Raw genomic sequence first — 18,140 nt, 5'->3', positions numbered from 1 at the left:
CTATTCCACCTAGCAAGCCCTTCACCCTACGGATGTCAGTCAACAACCACTAGCAAAAAGCCCTGATAGATTTTTTCTCCTATCAGGGCTTTTTTTCGAGGGCTTTTCTCTAGTGGGCTAAATGTTAGCGGGTCGTTGTTCTTTCCTACCACTTGTCTAATCGCTTCTTTTGTTTACTTGAAGTTATGGTCTTTTGTAGCCGTGACTGTTTTGTTTCTTCTCTTTTTGCACTCATTATCCAATGGGTTATTACTTTTTGATAGGATGGTGCTTGACTTGAAAAAAACGTCCAAGCTGTTTTGTTCTTCCTGAACTGTTTTAGAAAGTCAGAGGGAAATTCTGCTTTTTCATTTTCGTGTGAATAGATATTTGACTTTTCTTCTTTCCGTAATGCAAAAGCTTGAAGTCCTTCGGGCTTCATAAGACCTGCTTTAGTCAGTACTTCAATTTTCTTGATATTTATGGAGCTCCAAATACTGTTCGGTTTTCGAGGTGTAAAACGGATGCAGTAACTCTCCTTATCAATAGATTTTCTAACACCGTCTATCCAACCAAAACACAAAGCTTGGTCAACTGATTCAGACCAAGTCATAGATGGTTTTCCGCTATTTACTTTATAGAAACCAACTACCAACGCTGTTTCCTTATTGTGGTTAAATTCAAGCCAATCCCTGAATTTATTTTGATTTTCAAAAAATATAACCATTTCTCTTATCTGTGTTAGTCTACAAAATTGTGCTTATCATTCAGTTTTCCGTAACTGTTATTATACGCCTTCCCCTTTTTGGGATGGGTAAATTTCAATCCAGACCAAATATCGTTAACACTTAAACAAATACTTTCTACAAGTCCAAAGTCATACCCTAATTTTATTACAGTTTTTATGTTCAAGTCTGTCCCTAACTTTCCACCTTTGGGCCAAGATACCCACAACATACCACTGGGTTTTAAATGTGATTTTAATTTTGGAAAAAACTCAATAAAATCAGTTTGCGTTTTCACAAATAAATGAATGTAATCAAACTCATCTTCAAGGGTTTCTTGAATGTCAAGTACGGGCAATTTTATATTTTCAAGAACTTCTTGGTCAGCATTGACGAAAATGCTTCTTGAGTTTTCTTTGATTCCCATTTTCTGTGATACAGTTTTAGTCATAATCACGCTTTGTTAGTTCTAACACTCAAATTCAAATAAATTCTAAAAGTTCTATTTAATACAAAGAATGCAACATATTCATTGCATTCTTTGTATATGGATTAACGCCTTTGCTGTTTAGAATATTTTCAACTTCTCTTTTTATCACTGTATATAAAGCCAAACCACACTTTTAATAAGCATATTCAGGTGGTGTAATGTTATTTTGACGAAGAAATAGTACTGCTTGACCCCTATGATGGGTAATATGGTCAAATGCTGAATTGAATGCCAGTATATCCTCATCAGTCATTTCACTTTTCTGTAAAGTGTCTTTCAAAATGCCAAAGGACTTGTCGATGTATTTTAAAAGTTCATCTTTGGTTTTGGGTGTCATTGGTGGATTCCACTCTGTTTCAATTTTTCTAATAATATGAGCGTCCCACCATTCGATGCCGTATGCAATGTGATTCAGTAAATCGCCAAATTCCCAGCTTTCATTCACCAATTTGAAGCTAAACTTTGCTTCAGGCATTGCATTGGCAACTGCAAGTGTGTAATTTCTTGAATTCTCAAGAATGGTTAATAATTTTTCTTTCATTTTTTTTTATGTTTAATGTTTGCTGCAAAGCTAAAGGCAAGAAAAAAGTATCACTTAAGGAATCTTGCTCTTTTTATGATTGAATTATTTTTCTATAACTTGTGGGTGTAGTACCGAATTTTTGAGTAAATGAATTTGTAAAATGTTCAACACTATTGAATCCTGATTGATATGCGATTTCAAATATTGGACTTGTTGTGGCTTTTATCATCATTTCAGCATTTTTTAGCCTCACTGATGCGAGAAATTGATAGGGGGAATAGGAAGTAATTTTTTTGAATATTCTACTGAAATGAAAAGGACTGATGTTACAATGTTGTGCCAACTGCGTAAGTGAAATATCATTTTGGTAATTCTGTAACATATATTCCTTTGCAATCTCTACTGTGGTCAAATGATATTTTTTTAGCCTTGACGGAAGTTGTGAATCTTGGTTATGATTATCAAGTATCCCAAATACGTTTTCTACTATTTCAAGTACAATACTGTCCATATTTAGTCTTTCAGTGTTTCTCGTCAGTACATTGGACAATACTGCGTTATGAAGTACTTCGGCTGCAACATCTATCTTTATTAAAGTTGAGTGAGCATCATTGTTAAATAGAAATTTTACTACAGAGTATGTTTGTTTGATTTCTTCATAAAAATCATTTTTGAAGTCAAGAATGGTGCATTCGTCAGGAATAGAATGTGTATGGGTAACCGTTCTTTCATACCCTGGTTTTGTGATTAATACACAACCTGTATAAGAGTCTAATGAATTTCTAAACACATTAAAAAGAAAATTACCTTTCCTTACAAAGCTGATGCTAAATGATGAGCTATACTCTGGTTTAGAAGTTCCGCAATCTTTACACCTGCATTTGAAGTCAAGAATTTGATAAAAGTCCGATTCGTAAAGTTTATGTATGTCTGCGTCCATCTATTTTGATTTTAAGCCGTAAGCGTTTTGTTCTCATAATGCTCATTGTTAATGGGATGATTCGTTTTTATCTCATATGTTTAGGTTTGCGATTTTGCGAAGCGTTCTCCACAATTTCAATAATGCGATTTTGTCTGGTTTCTGGTCTTTTGGCAAGGACTATCCACTGTAACATCATTTTTCTAACCGATTTGCTTACACTTAGAAAAAAGTCTTTTGACCCCGGATATTTTAGAAACATTTGCTCTAAATCTTCAGGAATTATCAACTCTTCCACTTCGTCCAAAATTGTCCACGAGCCGTTTTCTTTCGCAATTTCTATGCTTTTATACCCTTCTTCTGTCATTAAGCCTTGCTCTGTCAGTTTTTTAATTTTTTCCTTATTGATTTTTGACCAAGTACTTTTGGGTTTGCGTTTACTAAAAAATTGATGTGAGGTTTCTTCGTCTATTTTTACTTTTTTACTGTCTATCCAACCAAAGCATAAGGCAACATCAACTGCATCACTCCAACTTATTGTAGGCTTATTAGATTTTTTTGTATAATAAACAAGCCAAACAGATTGTTCTGATTGGTGATGCTGTTCTAACCATAATCTCCAGTCCTTTTTAGTTTTGGGGTAATATATTTTTGTCTCAATTGTCAATCTTGGCTGTCTTGATTTGTGAGTTGTGTCGTTCTACAATGCCCGCTAACGTTTTGGCGCTTGGCGCAGTGGCGGATTTCGGAGCACAAAACTGTCAATACACCACAAAAGTTGATGCGAGGAAGAATGTTCAATTAACCACGACACCCGCCATTGAGCCAAACGCCTGTTACCAGCTGGGCTTCTTCCTTCAGCCGTTAAGTTGTCCTTCATATTCGTCATATAATTCATAACAAATTGATTGGTCGGATAAATACCTTCCAGTGTCAAGTTGGGCTTTAAAATACTTGTAATAGTTGTCGTAAGCGTTTCCAAATATTTCTGTCCAAGCATTGTCTTGCAATTCTGTCAGGATAATATTTTTTACAGTCATTAAAATAAGAATGTGTTGTCCAGGTTTCTTTTTAATTCCGTTCTTCCAAACGACTAAACCGATTTCTATTTTTTCGTTGTCAATTGAAATAATTTGCTCGTAAAGGTATTCGTCTATAGTTGTTGGTTCAATTCTTTGAATGTTACCGTCTTCGTCCACTGTGTTGAATGTCAAGTTCGTTGTCTCAAAGTCAACTTGTATTGGAAAAACGAGTTTGTCGTGGTCAATTTTTATTTTTTTCTTGTCAACGATTACGTCTGAAAAAACGTGAGTTGTAAAGTCGTTGAGAGTAATTGAGAATTTGTCAGCAGTGATATTTGTCTTTATAAACCAACTGTCGTGAAGCAGTCCTAAATACTTGTGATAAAGTCCAAGTCGTTGTGCATTATCTGCAACCAATTTATTATTCTCTTCAAAAGTCGTTGCGTCACCTTCAATGTCCACAAAATGGTCAGCCAATAAAGGTGCAATGTCTTGAATATTTCTTGTCATATTTTCGTTAGTCGTTGTCGTCATAGCCTTGCTGGTAACATTTTGCTTTCCTTTATAGAGGAAAGCATTCTTATTTAGGGCGCTTTCCTCTATTATAGTGGAAATAACCTTGTTCCGTTCAATGGGAATGTCTCATTGGTTATTAAAAGTCTATTTTCTTGAAAAATTTATGAAGAGTCATTCCATCGAATTTCCCTAAAATTTTTAATAATGTGGTTATTTGAATATCAACATTTCCAGCTTCATATTTTCCGTATTGAGATCTATTTATACCTTTTTCGAATGCAAAGTTTTCGTAGTTAGTGTAGCCCGAATTCTTTCTCAACTTTTCAAGTTCTGCACCTATTGCTTTTAGCAGTTCATTTTCTTTATCAGTAAGTTCTTTCTTTCTCTTCGCCATAATGGCAAATAGAAAAACTAAGTAAAAAAATATTACTCCTAATTAGGAGTATTTAAAAAGTTGTGTTATATTTAACATATCAAATTTTAGTATAACTATTATTTGTTGCGAATACTTCGAAAAATACGAAAGCATTTGCACTTAAAACGTCTCATCTAAGGAAACTGGTAATTTCAAATGGAGAATGAGATAAATAAGTGTAAATTGCTCACGCCATTGGCGTGGGCTTTATACTTAATTGTTCTCCAAGGTATACCAGTACCTCTTAGACAATTGTGTAAAGATCCACGCCATATTTTTTGGTGTAGATTTTTATTATGACGTTCCATACATAAATCTTAACCAATGGAATATTTAACTTCAGATACCATCTTGTCTAGACTGATTTCAAAAATTGGTATTGCTGATGATTTCCTTTTGGATTTTTGTTTTGTTATCAATTCAGATTTAAATACTAAGTCTGATAGTCCCTCAGCCTTCGATATCCTCTTTGAGCGCAAGCCAAAGAACCCTATCTAAACCTATTTTAACCTAATGCGAGACAAGGCATCTACTCAGATACGTTTTTCCAAGGTCGATACGCCATGGATATCCTTGCACCTTTCCGATCCCATCGCTACTGCAGGAGCAGCATCGGAAAGTCTATAACCCCATCTTCTTAGCCGCTAGAAGCACTTACTTGTTTCTGCATCCCTTTGGAAAAAACACAGTCTTTTTCCTTGCTGGGAGGAGTATGCTTTGTGTGTACTAAGTACCAAGTACCAAGTACTAAGTACCAAGTAGGAGACGCATGGTGATAAGGATGATGGTTGGTCTTTTGAGGAGAGACGAGAAGCGAGATGCGAGAGATAAGAAGCCTGCCTCGTCGATTTTCGGGGAAGCGAGACTGAGAAAAATTGTAAAGTATAGAACACTGTCCTAATGGATATTGAGGACTGAACCTTTAACGATTTAACGCTTAACGTATTAACCCTAAAAACCCAAAATCCAGAAGATCGGGCCAAGTTCTAAAATCTTAATTCTGCAATCTAAAATTAAAAGCCTGCGCAGCTACGGGGTATATGTTTAACAATAAACCAAGTGATGCTAAACTGGGTTTGTGGCGAACCTCATACGCCATGCCCGTACTGCCAGGACTTTTTGTAGACTCAAGATACAAGATACAAGACTCAAGATGTGTAAGTATGAAAGTCTGTCCTAGTACAAATAGGGAAGACAAGATTAGTCCGCTTGAAAACTTAACGATTTAACACTTAACATTTAACACTTCTAAACCCCAATATGCTAATGGAGACATCTATTCCTATAGAGACTATTTGTGTCGATCGACCACTTATAGAGATTATCATCATCAAAGGTGAAAGTCTCACTACTGAATCAATTTCTCATGCTTTAAAAGATCACTAACTCATCAATATGAAAAAGCAATTTACAATACTGATTATACCGCTTTATTCCTTTTTTTTCCTGCCTTTGCTGTATGGTCAGGAGAAAATGGATCCTGTCCTTTCCGAAGGTTTTGGCGAGCCAGCTGTCATCTATGTTGAAATCAAAAGCAGAAATCCTGTATCGGCCATAAAAATGACGATTTGGGAACATTACTTAGATAGAGATACAGGAATTCCAGAGCCTGAAGTCTTACTGGTAGAGCCATCAGAGGGGAATGTTTTTGCTGGGACCTTAGGATCATCTACCTACAACTTGACCACCCCTCCATTAAAAGAAAAAGCATACCTAAGTATAAGTGAGGGTAAGAGATTGCTTTGGGATAGATTCCATGTTTTCCCAAGAGATACTGTGAAGGTTGTCTTCGACATGGATCACCTGAAGGTTTTGTTCCTAGGTCCAGATGCAGCAAGTTACAGGTGCCAACATGAACTTGCAGTGGCAAAAGACAGCTACCATAAATCATTACAGCCTGTAATGTTCACTGCTGATCAAACAGCTTTGTTATCGCATGGAAACAATAAAGAGCTTTACCATTTAGCCAAGGATAATGCTGATGACGACTTGCACAAACTCATGAAGTTCATTCAGACTACCGATGATAAATTGAACTTGGTGAAAGAAAAGTTTGAACAAAAAGTGCTTGACCATCCCGGATTTAGGGTGATAGAAAACTATAAGGACTTAATCCCACCTGACTTTTTCCTTCTTCTCCAAGCAGACCTGACTGGAGAAGTACAACAAATGAAATTAGCGGCATTCAATAGGTTAGCTACAAAACATGATGGTTTCAAAGAAATTTATGAAAAGGATATCCAATCGCTCCACAAGGACTTATTTCCAGTCCCCATAATGGTACAGTCATCAGAATACCTCAACTACTTGTTGGAAATTGTCAAATCAAATTACAAGATGAGGGAGGGACCACTAGATAGCTTGTTGTTAACTTATCCTTCACCAATAAAGGACATTTTAGTAGCCAAATTCTATGTCAAATATCACCGAAACATAGGAGATATGGATACCCGATTATCATCAGTTTTAGGACAATTGTCAGAACAATGGGTAATTGATGAATTGACATCATTGCTAAGAAGTAAGCAAAAAGGTGCTCCTTTTAAAGATGTATGGTTAGTAAATCAGCAAGGAGAACCATTTTTTATAAGTGAATTGAAAAACAAAGCGGTATTCATTGACTTTTGGTTCACAGGTTGTAAAGCATGCATAAATTTTTATGAAAACTCAATCAAACCGCTTGAGACCAAATTGAAGGATAATCAAGAGGTGGTATTTGTCTCTATCAATGTAGATAGAAATAAAAGTACCTGGGAGAAAAGTGTTGAAACTGGCAGATATACTTCACCAGAGGCAATCAACCTTTATATAGGTGAGCAACGAGAAGAACTGTTAAGCCATTACCACATCAATGCCTTTCCTTCCCAGATCCTATTAGATAAACAAGGAAATCTCTATAGGGCAGGTAACCTTCCAAAGTCAGTAGATGAATTAGAAGAGCTCATAAATAAAGCCCTGATAGCAGGTGATCCAGAAAATAAATCCATGAAATAAATCGACAGTTATGAATAATAGAATTTTACAAATATTGATGTTATTATGTTTTATGACCTCATTTTCCACCTGGGCACAGCAGGAGGAAACTTTCTCCGTCAAAGGAGTTGTACTCACAGGAGAAAGTAAGCAGGTACTTCCAGGAGCAATAATCCTGTTTGGGGATAAAGAAGAAGCTACCATCACTGATTCGGAAGGAAAGTTTGTCTTCAAACTACCAGCAGGGGAAGTTCGGTTAGAAATCAAATACTTAGGCTATGAATCGAAGTTTCTTGACATCGTCGTACCCATAGCCGAAGATCTAATCATTACCATGAATGAAGATGGGATGTCACTCGATGCGGTAGAAATTGTATCTACAGGTTACCAGCAACTACCAAAAGAAAGGGCAACAGGTTCATTTGTGCAGATTGAGAATGAATTAGTGAATAGAAGAATCAGTACAAACATTTTGGATAGACTAGAAGATGTTACACCTGGCTTGATTTTCAACAGGACGCCGAGTGATGGCTCTGATCCCATCAGTATAAGAGGAAGAGGAACCTTGTTTGCCAACACACAACCATTGATAATCATTGATAATTTTCCATATGATGGCCCATTAGAAAGCATTAATCCAAATGATGTAGAGTCTATCACAGTGCTTCGAGATGCAGCAGCAGCCTCTATCTGGGGTGCAAGAGCTGGCAATGGTGTGATTGTTATTACAACAAAACTAGGAAGAATCAATCAGCCGATTTCAGTTTCAGTCAACGCTAATATTACGATAACAGAAGTTCCTGATTTATATTATCGTCCAAGAATGCCAATAGGTGACTTCATTGATGTGGAAAGGAATCTATTTCAACAAGGATATTATAATAACCAGGAAAACGCTGCCACAAGACCACGATTATCTCCTATGGTTGAATCACTAATAGCCCATAGAGATGGATTACTTAGTGAAAATGAACTCAATGCAAGAATAGATGCCTTTAGAAATAGAGATTTAAGAAGGGATTTAGAGCACTATTATTATCAAAACAGCATTAACCAACAATATTCAGCAGAAGTTAGCGGAGGCTCTCAGCAACATCGCTATATTTTTTCGGCAGGATATGATAATAACACCTCTTCGATAAGAGATAATGGTAGCGATAGGATAACCCTTAATGCAAGAAATAACTGGAAGTTTCTTAACAATAAGCTTCAAGTTAATATTGGAGCTTACATTGTTCACGGGAGTACTTATTCGCATACAGGGACACCCAGTGGATATGCATATGATCAACTTGCAGATCAAGCAGGTAACCCTCTTCCGATAACAGGCATACATAGTCAAAGGTATATAGCATCTCAAGCAGGCATGGGGTTGCTGGATTGGAATTATGTTCCGTTACAAGAAATAGGTATCCTAGATAATACGTCCAAAAACACAGATTATCGAATCAATACTTCATTAGGATATGAAATCATCCCTGGACTAAATGCTGAAATACAACATCAGTATTGGCAAAATGATGCCTTAAATAGAAATCTCCTGCCTTTAGCATCCTATGAAATGCGGAACCTGATCAACACGTATACTCAAGTATTGCCAGATGGAACATTGTCCAGACCCATACCTGTTGGTGGAAGGTTGGGGCTAGGAATTACAAATGCCTACAGCAATAATCTAAGAGGACAATTAAGGTATTCAAAAAATATCAAAGGTAGGCATGATATCAATGCTGTAGGTGGTTATGAAATCAAAGAAGGTCAAACGGAAATCAATAATACAACCTATTACGGGTATGATGATGCCATTGGCATAAGCACGCCAGTGGATTACACTACCCTCTTCAGAAGCTATGTCAATCCATCTGCAACGAATGCTATACCAGCTGGAATGGGGCACAGAGGAATAATAGATCGGTTTTTATCCTACTATGTAAATGCAACATATTCCTTAGACAACACTTTTCAGTTATCCCTTAGTACCAGAAAAGACCAATCTAATCTATTTGGGGTGGAAACCAATATGAGAGGGGTTCCCCTTTGGTCTGCTGGTGCAGGTTGGACATTGAGTAATATGAAGTTCTATAATTTTGGCTTTCTACCCTACTTGAAATTAAAATACACTTATGGTTATAATGGGAATATAGATAGAAGCTTGAGCGCATTTACTACGGCAGCTTTTGTAAGTAGAAACCTCCTAATTCCAGGTGTGCCCTATGCTCAAATCATCAATCCCCCAAACCCTGATCTAAGATGGGAAAGAATGAAAATTTCAAACATTGCCTTAGATTTTGAGACCAAAGAGGGAAGACTTTATGGCAGCGTAGAAATGTATACAAAGACTGGGATTGATTTGATTGGGGACGCTCCTTTTCCAGCTGCATCAGGTCAATCAAGGGTACGTGGAAACTTTGCTGATACAAGAACAAAAGGTGTTGATGTGTCATTATCTGGTGTGAATGTTAAGAACAGAGATTTTGAATGGAAGTCAGACTTCATGTATAGTCATGTCAGTGATGAAGTAGTTTCATATCAGGTGACAACTTCCGTAGCTAATTACTTGGGCAGCTCATCTGGTACTATTGTCCCCTTGGAAGGTAGACCCCTTATCTCTGTCTATTCATATGAATGGGCAGGTTTAGATCCCACTAATGGGCAACCCATGGGTTTTTTGGATGGCGAACCTAGCACAAACTACAGTGGTATCATTGGAGCAACATCGGCAGATGACCTTGTCTTTCATGGCTCTGCAAGGCCAACACATTTTGGAGCATTGAGAAATACCTTTCGTTATAAAGGATTCTCGCTTTCTATGAATATCAGTTACCGATTGGGGTATTATTATAGAAGAGAGTCGATCAACTACAATTCTTTGCTTTCAGGAGTAATCGGCCATGGCGACTACATCAATAGATGGCAGAGTCCAGGAGATGAAACAACAACCAATATCCCTGGGATTCCCAATGCAATCAATAACCAAAGACAAACCTTCTACCAGTTTTCAGCTGCACTTGTAGAACCAGGAGACCACATCAGGTTTCAAGATGTTAGAATATCCTATGTTCTTGATAAAAAGACTTTCCCCTACTTACCCTTCAAAAGAGCTGAAGTCTATAGCTACATTAACAATATAGGTATACTGTGGAAAGCTAGTGATGATGTGCTAGACCCAGATTTCAGATCCAGTAGGCCCCTAAGAAGTATTGCTTTCGGACTTAGACTTGATTTATAAATGACTCTCAGCATACGAAACTTGTATTCAGCGATAAGCTTAAATCTATACTTCATAATTAAATAATTTATGCAATGAAAAAATATCATCAGATCATATTCGCTATATCAGTATTCTTTATTTTATCCCTAATGGGATGTGAAGGATTTCTGGATGAAAAGCCTACAAAAGATATTGTTGTGCCTAATTCTTTAGATGCACTAGAAGCAATCTTAGATAACCATGCAGATTTAAATAGAGGACTTACACTTCCTTTAATTTGTGCGGATGATTATGTAACAACCTTGGCAGGTCTTGCTGTATATACTCCTCAATGGCAAAGAAATGCTTATCTATGGCAAGAAAGCCCCTTCAGTCCAGATGAAACTGTTTCGGAATGGAGTTGGCCTTATAAGCAAGTCTTTTATGCTAATGTTGTTTTGGATGAACTTGAAAGAATTCAAGATAAGGACGCTCCCAGAGAGGCTGCAATTAGAGGAGCAGCCTACTTCTTTAGGGCTTGGGGATATTACAATTTATCACAAGTCTTTTTACCTGCATATTCATCTCCATTAAGTGCAAATGAGGATTATAGCATCCCTATGAAACAGGTACCCGGTATTGAAGTTCCTTTCACCATGGGCACTGTTAATGAAGTCTACGAGCAAATAATGGATGATTTAGCAATGGCATTGGAATTATTACCAGAAACCTCTCAGTACCGAACACGACCTACGAAACTTATGGTGAAATCATTGCTGGCAAGGATTTATTTATCCATGGAAGAATATGAGCTTGCTTTGTTTTACGCTGATCAAACTTTACAATATCCTCATAGCTTAATGGATTATAATGAAATTGAAAACCGAATTAATCCCTTTGCTCAATTTAATGAGGAGGTAATCTTTCACGCCGTAATGTTACAATACACCTTAAATGTTGTCCCAACTACATTAATAGAACCAACGCTTTATGGCTCCTATGCAGTTGATGATTTAAGAAAAGACCTTTTTTTTACCATTCGTGCGAATGGAAATATCAATTTCACTGGAAGCTATGCAGGTAATTTCGAGACCTTCTGTGGTTTAGCTTTCAACGAGATTTACCTAATCAGCTCAGAAAGCAAGGCAAGACTTGGAGATATGCAAGGAGCGATTACTGATCTCAACACACTTTTAATAAAAAGACATTTACCTGGATTCGAGGTATTTGAAACCAGTGAAATAGATGTTTTGCTTGGGAAAATTATTGATGAAAGAAGAAAAGAATTGGTATTTAGAGGTTTGAGATGGTCTGATCTTCGAAGGATAAATTTAGATGAAAGATTTCAAAAAATATTGAAAAGAGAAATTGATGGCGTAGAATATACCCTTGATCCAAATTCATCAAGATACATTTTTCCAATCCCACCGAGAGAACAAGCATTCAATTAAGAAAGAAAGAGGCTGCAAAAATTGCAGCCTCTTTACCATAACTAATAAATTATGAAAAACTACAATTCAATTGGTTCTAAATCTTCATTTAACAAAACAAATCTTCTCTCGATGTCTCCGATTGGATTACTCATCGTGGAAGAAGGTTGGTCATAAGTACAATGTTGAGCCTCTTCATCTTCTACACATAAGTAGTCTTGACCAAGCTGAGCTGAAGTAACATCATACCACTCACTACCATCGGGAGACCCGAATTCGTTTTGAAATGGTGAATTGTTCGGCATATTAAATGCGAATGCCGCAAACACGGTTAGTATAAAAACTAACAAGGGTACTCGGTTTTTTATTGTATTCATCATGTTCTCCTTTTTTTGACAATCAAAAAAGACAGTAAAAACGTTTGTGGTTAGAGTGCCTACTCTTAAAAGGGTTTTCGGCTTTCCCCTTACTGCTGCCAGGTTGCGATGTGGATCCAAACACAGTTCATCACCCCCTTAGAATCAAACAGTATCTTTATGATATTTCTATTTTTGTTCTTAGTTTTTTTTCTTCATTTTTCATTCGCTATCAGCAACCCTATCATAGCTAGTAGCAATAAACTCAGGTTAATATAGAAGTGAACTTCCCAGCCTACAGACTCAAGGATACCAGCGCAACCACACGGAACCCTTTCAAATGCCTCTACCCATACCAGTCCAACATAAGTAGTAAAGGCACTCATCATTGCTATCGATCCCATAAAACCCAATACTCTTGTCTTTAAGTTGATAAGTAAAATGGCCAACAGCACTTCAAGTAAGGGAACGATGATACTGACATACGCTCCTATGGCATTGGGAAATGGCTGGTTGAGGATTGCTCCCCGAAAGTTCTGGTAAGCCACCAACTTCCCTACCCCAGTGTAAGTCCACATAACTATAAGTGTCCAAAGGATGATATGGGCTATCCATTTTCTTAAGACCATATAATATCCGTAGCGAAACATTTTTATGCTATCTTATGTAATATTTAACTGGATAATTCACCTGATTTTTTGTTTGTCAATGATTGAATTTAAGGGTTATTGAAATGGCTGAAAAATTATCTTGTGGTTAATTTTTATGATTTCCTAAATAAGTTCAACGTGAAGTTTATTTGGTAAACGCAAGGAAAAATCTTGCTTTTACCCCGATTTTTTCGTATATATAGAAATTACCTATGATTTATTCCTTTTTGGCTATATGGCTTTGATCTTGGTTTAAAAAAGTGTGTGATTTATAGGACAACTTTCTGGAAACGTATCATCAGTAGGAATGCTATCATTTTCCAAATAAGGTATTAATGGAAGTTTATTCGGTAAATGATAGCAATTAATTGCCTGATTATTTGGACAATCCAATATTCAATTTGAATTTAAAACTTGGTTATAAGGACTGGTTATGAATTTTAGAGATGCTCTTGAACCATTTTATATGTACACACATGAGAAAATTTAAATGGACAAAAACATTGAAAAAGGACTTTGATCACCTGATAAGCCTGAACGAGGAAGACTACGAATCACTCCTCCCCTATATCAACATAAGGATATATAAAAAAGGTGAAATCATCAGGAGTATGGGAGAGTATGAGCTAAATGCACGTTACGTGAATAAAGGCTGGGTTGCTGAGCAATGGCCCGCAACCTCTGGAAGAGATTATAGAGTTAGAATTTTTGGCCCAGGAAAAATAGCCTCTGACATGGATGCATTTTTCCATCAAAAGAAATCCCAATCATATATCAAAGCCATCACTTATGTGAGTACTTTTGAATTATCCAGAGAAAAAGAAAACACCTTACTTCAAGAACATCCTATGTTTTTTGAATTGGCTAGTAAAATCAATAGGTTAATGTATGAAGATTCAGTATCGTGGAGTAAACTGAAAGAGCTTCCTATTGATGAAGGTTTGAGAAAACTTAAATCAAATTATAGTGAAGAACTGTCTTACCTATCCAACAAAGATTTAGCTTATATCTTTAAAACCAGTATTGCAAATATTGTAAAAGTAAAAGGTGAGGCTTTTTGAAAACCTTACTTCTTGTTTTTCACAAGCTGAAAGTATGATTACTTTTTGATTGAATATTATGATCTGATAGAATAAAGTTAAAGCTACATATGTTGGATTTGACCTGTAAAGAAGGTTACCTCCTGTTTTGATTTTTGAGATGTTTTTGTCTTTAATCCAATATCTAAATTAAATGGGGAATTTAAATGCGCTAATTTTAGTTCTTAAACTGCATTAATATCACTAAAACTATATGATATTGTGTTTTTATTAGTTTTTATTAGGGTAAATGTCCATATTTTTTATTAATTCAGTAATTAATGGATTGTTTTCTTGATTTTTTGATTTTTATTATCCTACTTATTTGAGAATTTATTTTTAACCACCCTGATTTGTATAACCTTAATAATCAGGTCTATAAGCTTGTTTGCTGATTTTTACAACCGTTAAAACATAAAAGATGCGTATGAAACAGAAAGATATTATTCGGCTATTAAAATCCAAGCTTGATCCATTGGATCAGGTTCCAATAGAGGCTTATGAGCAACTGTTGACACATTTAGAGGTTTTGCATATTGACAAAAAACAACTTGTTCGTCCTTCTCATACCTTGGAAGACAATGCCTATTACCTACTCACTGGTTTGTTGGCATTTGAGCATGAAGGAAGGTTAAGCAGGTTGTTTCTCGAAGGACATGTGGTCTATGATCGCTTAGCCTATCAGTCAGGAAGACCCAGTCATTTTGAATTGAAGACCATATCAAAAAGCATATTGGTCAAAGTATCCAGACAACAAGAAAAACAAATTCTCCAAAAGATTCCAGCATTTGAAAAACTGTCGGAAGTATTGTTGCAGAAAGCCAAAGAGGCAGATGAACTCTGGTTGATGATCTCTCAAAAACACTATCGGGATGCCTATGCTTTACTCAACAAATACTTCAAAGGCTTCTATGATGTGCTGAGCCATGACTTGCTCGCTCAATTGTTTCAGTTGGACAAAAGAACGATAAGCAGGTACAACAAATACATGTACCAAATCAAAGATTCACCATTGGCAAAGGTGAAAATGGGAGAAATATTGAACTATCCCTTTTATTCTGCTTTGCATCATGAGCCTGAATACATCACCAATAAGGTAATCAAATGGCTCAAAGAGAATAAACTGCTGGTGAATGCTGCTCATATCAAGAAGTTCAGAACCTATAAAATGACCTATTTGGCATTGAGACTTTATCCAGAGGCGCCAATGCATAAAGCCATCTGGATTGGGGAATTATTTGCCTGGCTCTTCCTCATGGATGATTATACCGATCAGCTTAAAGGAGTGGAGAAACTGAAGTTTTGGAATTTCATACATGGATTTGTAAATGCCATCATGCATGAAGAGTCTTGGGATAATTCTGAGCACTATAATCCCTTTCAAATAGCATTTATCTCCTTATGGGAGGAATTTGGAAAATTGCATGCATATGGATTCAAGGACGTTTTGATAGATCAGCTGCTGAAATACATAGAAAGCAACATCTGGGAAGCCAAAAACAAAGCCTACCAAATCATTCCCAACTTAGATGAATACTTAAAGGAACGGCCTTACTTTTCTGGTGGGAACTTAGCCCTGGAATTAATTCCATTAGGAGTGGAATGTGAGCAAGAAAAGCTTCTAGAGGCTTGGAAACAGCTAGCAGTACTTAGAAAGTTGGCTGCTGAAATGATCTATATCAGCAATGATATCCTGTCTTATCAAAAAGAACATGCCATCAGTGATTTTCACAATTGGGTTGCCTTACTGATGCATCACCAAAAATATACCAGAACGCAGGCCATAGACAGCCTGCTTCAAAGGCATAACCAAGTGCTTCAGACCTTTGAAATCAAAATGAGTAGCTACTTTGAGCAATACCGGCCAGAGAACAGGGTATTGCTTAGCTTGATCAAAAACTTGAAATTTCAGGTCAGTGGTGCATTAACCTGGTCTGTAGAGGATACCAAAAGATATTTGCCTGAAAAAGCCAAGCAAGTACTGTTACAAGAACGATTGAATTAAACAATAAGGCATGTTGAACTGATCGGTTTGATATGAGGTGAAATATAAAGTGAATTTATGAACTAAAATCTACAATTATGTTACGAGGGTATACAGAAGATTTGATTAAAAATCTAGAAAAAGAATTGGACATGCTGTCTTTTGAAGATGGCAACAAATTGCAACAGTTGGAACAAGCTTTTCACCTTTCTGAGGTGGCCGTAGTAAAGCTTAGGAATTACCTTGACAAGTACACCTTTGAAAGTGAAGCCGAAGAAATTGAGTTCTTCAAACACATTAATCCACAATTACTTCAGAAAACGATTTTTTATGCTGAGTACTTCTTTATAGAATCTAAGAAGCCTGTGGGAAGAAAAAAGAGCATCAAGCATCACTACAACAAAGCAATCCGACGGCTTTCTATGGCCCTGGATCAAAAAAGAGACATTTACCAATATGCCTTATTGCAAGAAAATAACATGGATAACATTTATTTCTTGCGCAATGCTGACATGTCCAAGTTTCGGCCGTACAGGGATATTCTTTTGGTGAACCCTAAATACGATACCCTCCACAGCTATATGTTGGGTAAAGCCTATGCCTGGGTTCAATTGATTGACTTGCTTAAAGTAGAAATCAAGGAATTGGAAAAACAGGAAATACTTGGCGGTGAGCGCAGCAGGAAGCTTCGTTGGACTGCTCCCAAAGTGCAGTTGATTGAGTTGATCTATGCCCTTAAAGCTTCAGGGGTCTTTAACAATGGTACAGCTGATATCAAAGAAATAGCCAATACCATTGGCCTGCTTTTCGACAAACAACTTACTGACTATTACAGGACCTTTCAAGAGATCAGGTTTAGGAAAAAAAGCAGGACTGTCTTTCTGGATACCATGCAAGAAAGGCTTATCCAATGGATGGAAGAAAGTGAAGGGCTTTGAAGGCTTAAGCTCGATAAATTGATTTTCATTTTTTTGATTTTGTTATGGTTAAATTGGTATTCCCCCACCCTATTCGTTCAATAGTTTGGGGGTTTACTTTTTCTTAGCCTTGGGTATTTAAGCTTAGGCCTCGTTTTTACATGTTTGTATCTATATTTTTTTTCACCAACTTGGGATAAAGAGGTGAATATTAAATTTTTATCCTTCCAATCTTTGAATCCTAGATTACAAAATGATCAATCGATGGATATGAAGGAATTCTTGACTTACCATAACCTTTATCTGTTAATCTTGCTGCTGACGCTTGGCTATTACATCATCTTGATTCCCCTTTGTTTTCGAGCGGAAGCCATGCATATCTGGAGGAAGAATTTTGCTGGAAGTAAAGGAGCTGCTTCAAACAACTTGACCCAAGCCTTTTTGGAATACCGGGAATGGTTGGCTTTGGTGGAAAAGCTTCGTGCTGACCAAAAGGTGCAAGCAGCAAATGCCCTCGACAACACGGTGTGGCTAAAGCAAGAACCCTATAGAAAAGCAGTGGATTTGGATCAAGTATGGAAAGATAAAATCCATAGACAACAACTCATGAAAACCAAAAATCAAACTAACATATCATGAAGACAAAAAATACAATAGGCTTTGGTTCTATTCGATTTAAAGGCTTGATCGGGCTTTTGGCCTTGGCATGCTTGCTCTTTCCCTATGGCCTATGGGCTCAGGATGGTAACTCTGGAATCAATGCGGCCACCCAGCAAGTTCGAAGTTACTTCCAATCTGGCGTAAACCTCATGTATGCCATTGGTGCAATCGTAGGATTGATTGGTGCTGTCAAAGTATTCAACAAATGGAATTCTGGGGAACCTGACACTGGAAAGGTTGCAGCTGCTTGGTTTGGTAGCTGTGTGTTTCTGGTGATCGTTGCCACCGTTTTGACAAGCTTCTTCGGGTAAG

The 18,140-nt window shown here is 36.9% G+C and carries 18 protein-coding genes; 9 read left to right on the top strand and 9 right to left on the bottom strand.

Features of this window, described 5'->3' with window-relative positions; genetic code table 11:
* Positions 1–145 precede the first annotated feature (145 nt).
* The 7 genes from MM214_RS03415 to MM214_RS03385 all read right to left on the bottom strand — a co-directional run bounded on the left by MM214_RS03415 (position 146) and on the right by MM214_RS03385 (position 4,568).
* Positions 146–706 (bottom strand): YdeI/OmpD-associated family protein, encoded by a 561-nt coding sequence (locus MM214_RS03415; RefSeq protein ID WP_241291996.1) that lies wholly within the window; start codon positions 704–706, stop codon positions 146–148.
* A 14-nt stretch (positions 707–720) separates the two neighbouring features.
* Complete coding sequence (locus MM214_RS03410) at positions 721–1,155, bottom strand: hypothetical protein (RefSeq protein ID WP_241291994.1); 435 nt, start codon at positions 1,153–1,155, stop codon at positions 721–723.
* 172 nt (positions 1,156–1,327) lie between these two features.
* The gene (locus MM214_RS03405; protein WP_241291992.1) at positions 1,328–1,735 is read right to left on the bottom strand and encodes a DinB family protein; all 408 of its coding nucleotides are present in this window, start codon (positions 1,733–1,735) and stop codon (positions 1,328–1,330) included.
* A gap of 73 nt (positions 1,736–1,808) precedes the next feature.
* Complete coding sequence (locus tag MM214_RS03400) at positions 1,809–2,657, bottom strand: helix-turn-helix transcriptional regulator (RefSeq protein WP_241291989.1); 849 nt, start codon at positions 2,655–2,657, stop codon at positions 1,809–1,811.
* Positions 2,658–2,724: 67 nt separating this feature from the next.
* Positions 2,725–3,303, bottom strand: coding sequence for a YdeI/OmpD-associated family protein (locus tag MM214_RS03395; protein ID WP_241291987.1), 579 nt, complete (start codon positions 3,301–3,303; stop codon positions 2,725–2,727).
* A 190-nt stretch (positions 3,304–3,493) separates the two neighbouring features.
* Positions 3,494–4,168 carry a hypothetical protein gene (locus MM214_RS03390; protein ID WP_241291985.1) on the bottom strand — a complete coding sequence of 225 codons (675 nt, stop codon included), beginning with the start codon at positions 4,166–4,168 and terminating at the stop codon, positions 3,494–3,496.
* Positions 4,169–4,310: 142 nt separating this feature from the next.
* Complete coding sequence (locus tag MM214_RS03385) at positions 4,311–4,568, bottom strand: helix-turn-helix domain-containing protein (protein WP_241291983.1); 258 nt, start codon at positions 4,566–4,568, stop codon at positions 4,311–4,313.
* Between the two features lie 345 nt (positions 4,569–4,913).
* Here MM214_RS03385 and MM214_RS03380 point away from each other — a divergent pair, with 345 nt between their 5' ends.
* The 4 genes from MM214_RS03380 (at position 4,914) to MM214_RS03365 (ending at position 12,203) form a co-directional block, all read left to right on the top strand.
* Positions 4,914–5,087, top strand: a complete 174-nt coding sequence (locus MM214_RS03380; RefSeq protein ID WP_241291981.1) for a hypothetical protein — start codon at positions 4,914–4,916, stop codon at positions 5,085–5,087.
* An 897-nt stretch (positions 5,088–5,984) separates the two neighbouring features.
* Positions 5,985–7,583 carry a TlpA family protein disulfide reductase gene (locus MM214_RS03375; protein WP_241291979.1) on the top strand — a complete coding sequence of 533 codons (1,599 nt, stop codon included), beginning with the start codon at positions 5,985–5,987 and terminating at the stop codon, positions 7,581–7,583.
* 10 nt (positions 7,584–7,593) lie between these two features.
* Positions 7,594–10,791, top strand: a complete 3,198-nt coding sequence (locus MM214_RS03370) for a SusC/RagA family TonB-linked outer membrane protein (protein ID WP_241291977.1) — start codon at positions 7,594–7,596, stop codon at positions 10,789–10,791.
* Between the two features lie 74 nt (positions 10,792–10,865).
* On the top strand, positions 10,866–12,203 hold the full coding sequence (locus MM214_RS03365; protein WP_241291975.1) for a RagB/SusD family nutrient uptake outer membrane protein: 1,338 nt from the start codon (positions 10,866–10,868) through the stop codon (positions 12,201–12,203).
* 59 nt (positions 12,204–12,262) lie between these two features.
* On the opposite strand, the gene MM214_RS03360 is transcribed toward MM214_RS03365, so the two are convergent.
* Positions 12,263–12,562: a hypothetical protein gene (locus tag MM214_RS03360; protein WP_241291971.1), complete on the bottom strand. Its 300-nt coding sequence runs from the start codon at positions 12,560–12,562 to the stop codon at positions 12,263–12,265.
* Positions 12,563–12,753: 191 nt separating this feature from the next.
* On the bottom strand, positions 12,754–13,188 hold the full coding sequence (locus MM214_RS03355; protein WP_241291969.1) for a MauE/DoxX family redox-associated membrane protein: 435 nt from the start codon (positions 13,186–13,188) through the stop codon (positions 12,754–12,756).
* A 476-nt stretch (positions 13,189–13,664) separates the two neighbouring features.
* Here MM214_RS03355 and MM214_RS03350 point away from each other — a divergent pair, with 476 nt between their 5' ends.
* The 5 genes from MM214_RS03350 (at position 13,665) to MM214_RS03330 (ending at position 18,139) form a co-directional block, all read left to right on the top strand.
* The gene (locus MM214_RS03350) at positions 13,665–14,249 is read left to right on the top strand and encodes a Crp/Fnr family transcriptional regulator (protein WP_241291967.1); all 585 of its coding nucleotides are present in this window, start codon (positions 13,665–13,667) and stop codon (positions 14,247–14,249) included.
* A gap of 445 nt (positions 14,250–14,694) precedes the next feature.
* A complete protein-coding gene (locus MM214_RS03345) occupies positions 14,695–16,272 on the top strand; it encodes a terpene synthase family protein (protein WP_241291965.1) in 1,578 nt (525 codons plus the stop codon).
* Positions 16,273–16,349: 77 nt separating this feature from the next.
* Positions 16,350–17,189 (top strand): RteC domain-containing protein, encoded by an 840-nt coding sequence (locus MM214_RS03340; protein WP_241291963.1) that lies wholly within the window; start codon positions 16,350–16,352, stop codon positions 17,187–17,189.
* 243 nt (positions 17,190–17,432) lie between these two features.
* Positions 17,433–17,807, top strand: coding sequence for a hypothetical protein (locus tag MM214_RS03335; protein WP_241291961.1), 375 nt, complete (start codon positions 17,433–17,435; stop codon positions 17,805–17,807).
* The gene (locus MM214_RS03330; protein ID WP_241291959.1) at positions 17,804–18,139 is read left to right on the top strand and encodes a DUF4134 domain-containing protein; all 336 of its coding nucleotides are present in this window, start codon (positions 17,804–17,806) and stop codon (positions 18,137–18,139) included. Before MM214_RS03335 ends, MM214_RS03330 begins: the two co-directional genes overlap by 4 nt.
* Position 18,140 lies beyond the last annotated feature (1 nt).

Source organism: Belliella kenyensis, assembly GCF_022549675.1.
Lineage (GTDB): Bacteria > Bacteroidota > Bacteroidia > Cytophagales > Cyclobacteriaceae > Belliella > Belliella kenyensis.
Note: the sequence above shows the minus strand (reverse complement) of the source record. Positions and strands in the feature narration are given on the sequence as shown.

What these genes read in the sequence shown, in the direction of transcription:
- MM214_RS03415 (WP_241291996.1), bottom strand. Translation starts at nt 706, where the DNA reads ATGGTTATATTTTTTGAAAATCAAAATAAATTCAGGGATTGGCTTGAA.
- MM214_RS03410 (WP_241291994.1), bottom strand. Translation starts at nt 1,155, where the DNA reads ATGACTAAAACTGTATCACAGAAAATGGGAATCAAAGAAAACTCAAGA.
- MM214_RS03405 (WP_241291992.1), bottom strand. Translation starts at nt 1,735, where the DNA reads ATGAAAGAAAAATTATTAACCATTCTTGAGAATTCAAGAAATTACACA.
- MM214_RS03400 (WP_241291989.1), bottom strand. Translation starts at nt 2,657, where the DNA reads ATGGACGCAGACATACATAAACTTTACGAATCGGACTTTTATCAAATT.
- MM214_RS03390 (WP_241291985.1), bottom strand. Translation starts at nt 4,168, where the DNA reads ATGACAAGAAATATTCAAGACATTGCACCTTTATTGGCTGACCATTTT.
- MM214_RS03385 (WP_241291983.1), bottom strand. Translation starts at nt 4,568, where the DNA reads ATGGCGAAGAGAAAGAAAGAACTTACTGATAAAGAAAATGAACTGCTA.
- MM214_RS03380 (WP_241291981.1), top strand. Translation starts at nt 4,914, where the DNA reads ATGGAATATTTAACTTCAGATACCATCTTGTCTAGACTGATTTCAAAA.
- MM214_RS03375 (WP_241291979.1), top strand. Translation starts at nt 5,985, where the DNA reads ATGAAAAAGCAATTTACAATACTGATTATACCGCTTTATTCCTTTTTT.
- MM214_RS03370 (WP_241291977.1), top strand. Translation starts at nt 7,594, where the DNA reads ATGAATAATAGAATTTTACAAATATTGATGTTATTATGTTTTATGACC.
- MM214_RS03365 (WP_241291975.1), top strand. Translation starts at nt 10,866, where the DNA reads ATGAAAAAATATCATCAGATCATATTCGCTATATCAGTATTCTTTATT.
- MM214_RS03360 (WP_241291971.1), bottom strand. Translation starts at nt 12,562, where the DNA reads ATGATGAATACAATAAAAAACCGAGTACCCTTGTTAGTTTTTATACTA.
- MM214_RS03355 (WP_241291969.1), bottom strand. Translation starts at nt 13,188, where the DNA reads ATGTTTCGCTACGGATATTATATGGTCTTAAGAAAATGGATAGCCCAT.
- MM214_RS03350 (WP_241291967.1), top strand. Translation starts at nt 13,665, where the DNA reads ATGAGAAAATTTAAATGGACAAAAACATTGAAAAAGGACTTTGATCAC.
- MM214_RS03345 (WP_241291965.1), top strand. Translation starts at nt 14,695, where the DNA reads ATGAAACAGAAAGATATTATTCGGCTATTAAAATCCAAGCTTGATCCA.
- MM214_RS03340 (WP_241291963.1), top strand. Translation starts at nt 16,350, where the DNA reads ATGTTACGAGGGTATACAGAAGATTTGATTAAAAATCTAGAAAAAGAA.
- MM214_RS03335 (WP_241291961.1), top strand. Translation starts at nt 17,433, where the DNA reads ATGGATATGAAGGAATTCTTGACTTACCATAACCTTTATCTGTTAATC.
- MM214_RS03330 (WP_241291959.1), top strand. Translation starts at nt 17,804, where the DNA reads ATGAAGACAAAAAATACAATAGGCTTTGGTTCTATTCGATTTAAAGGC.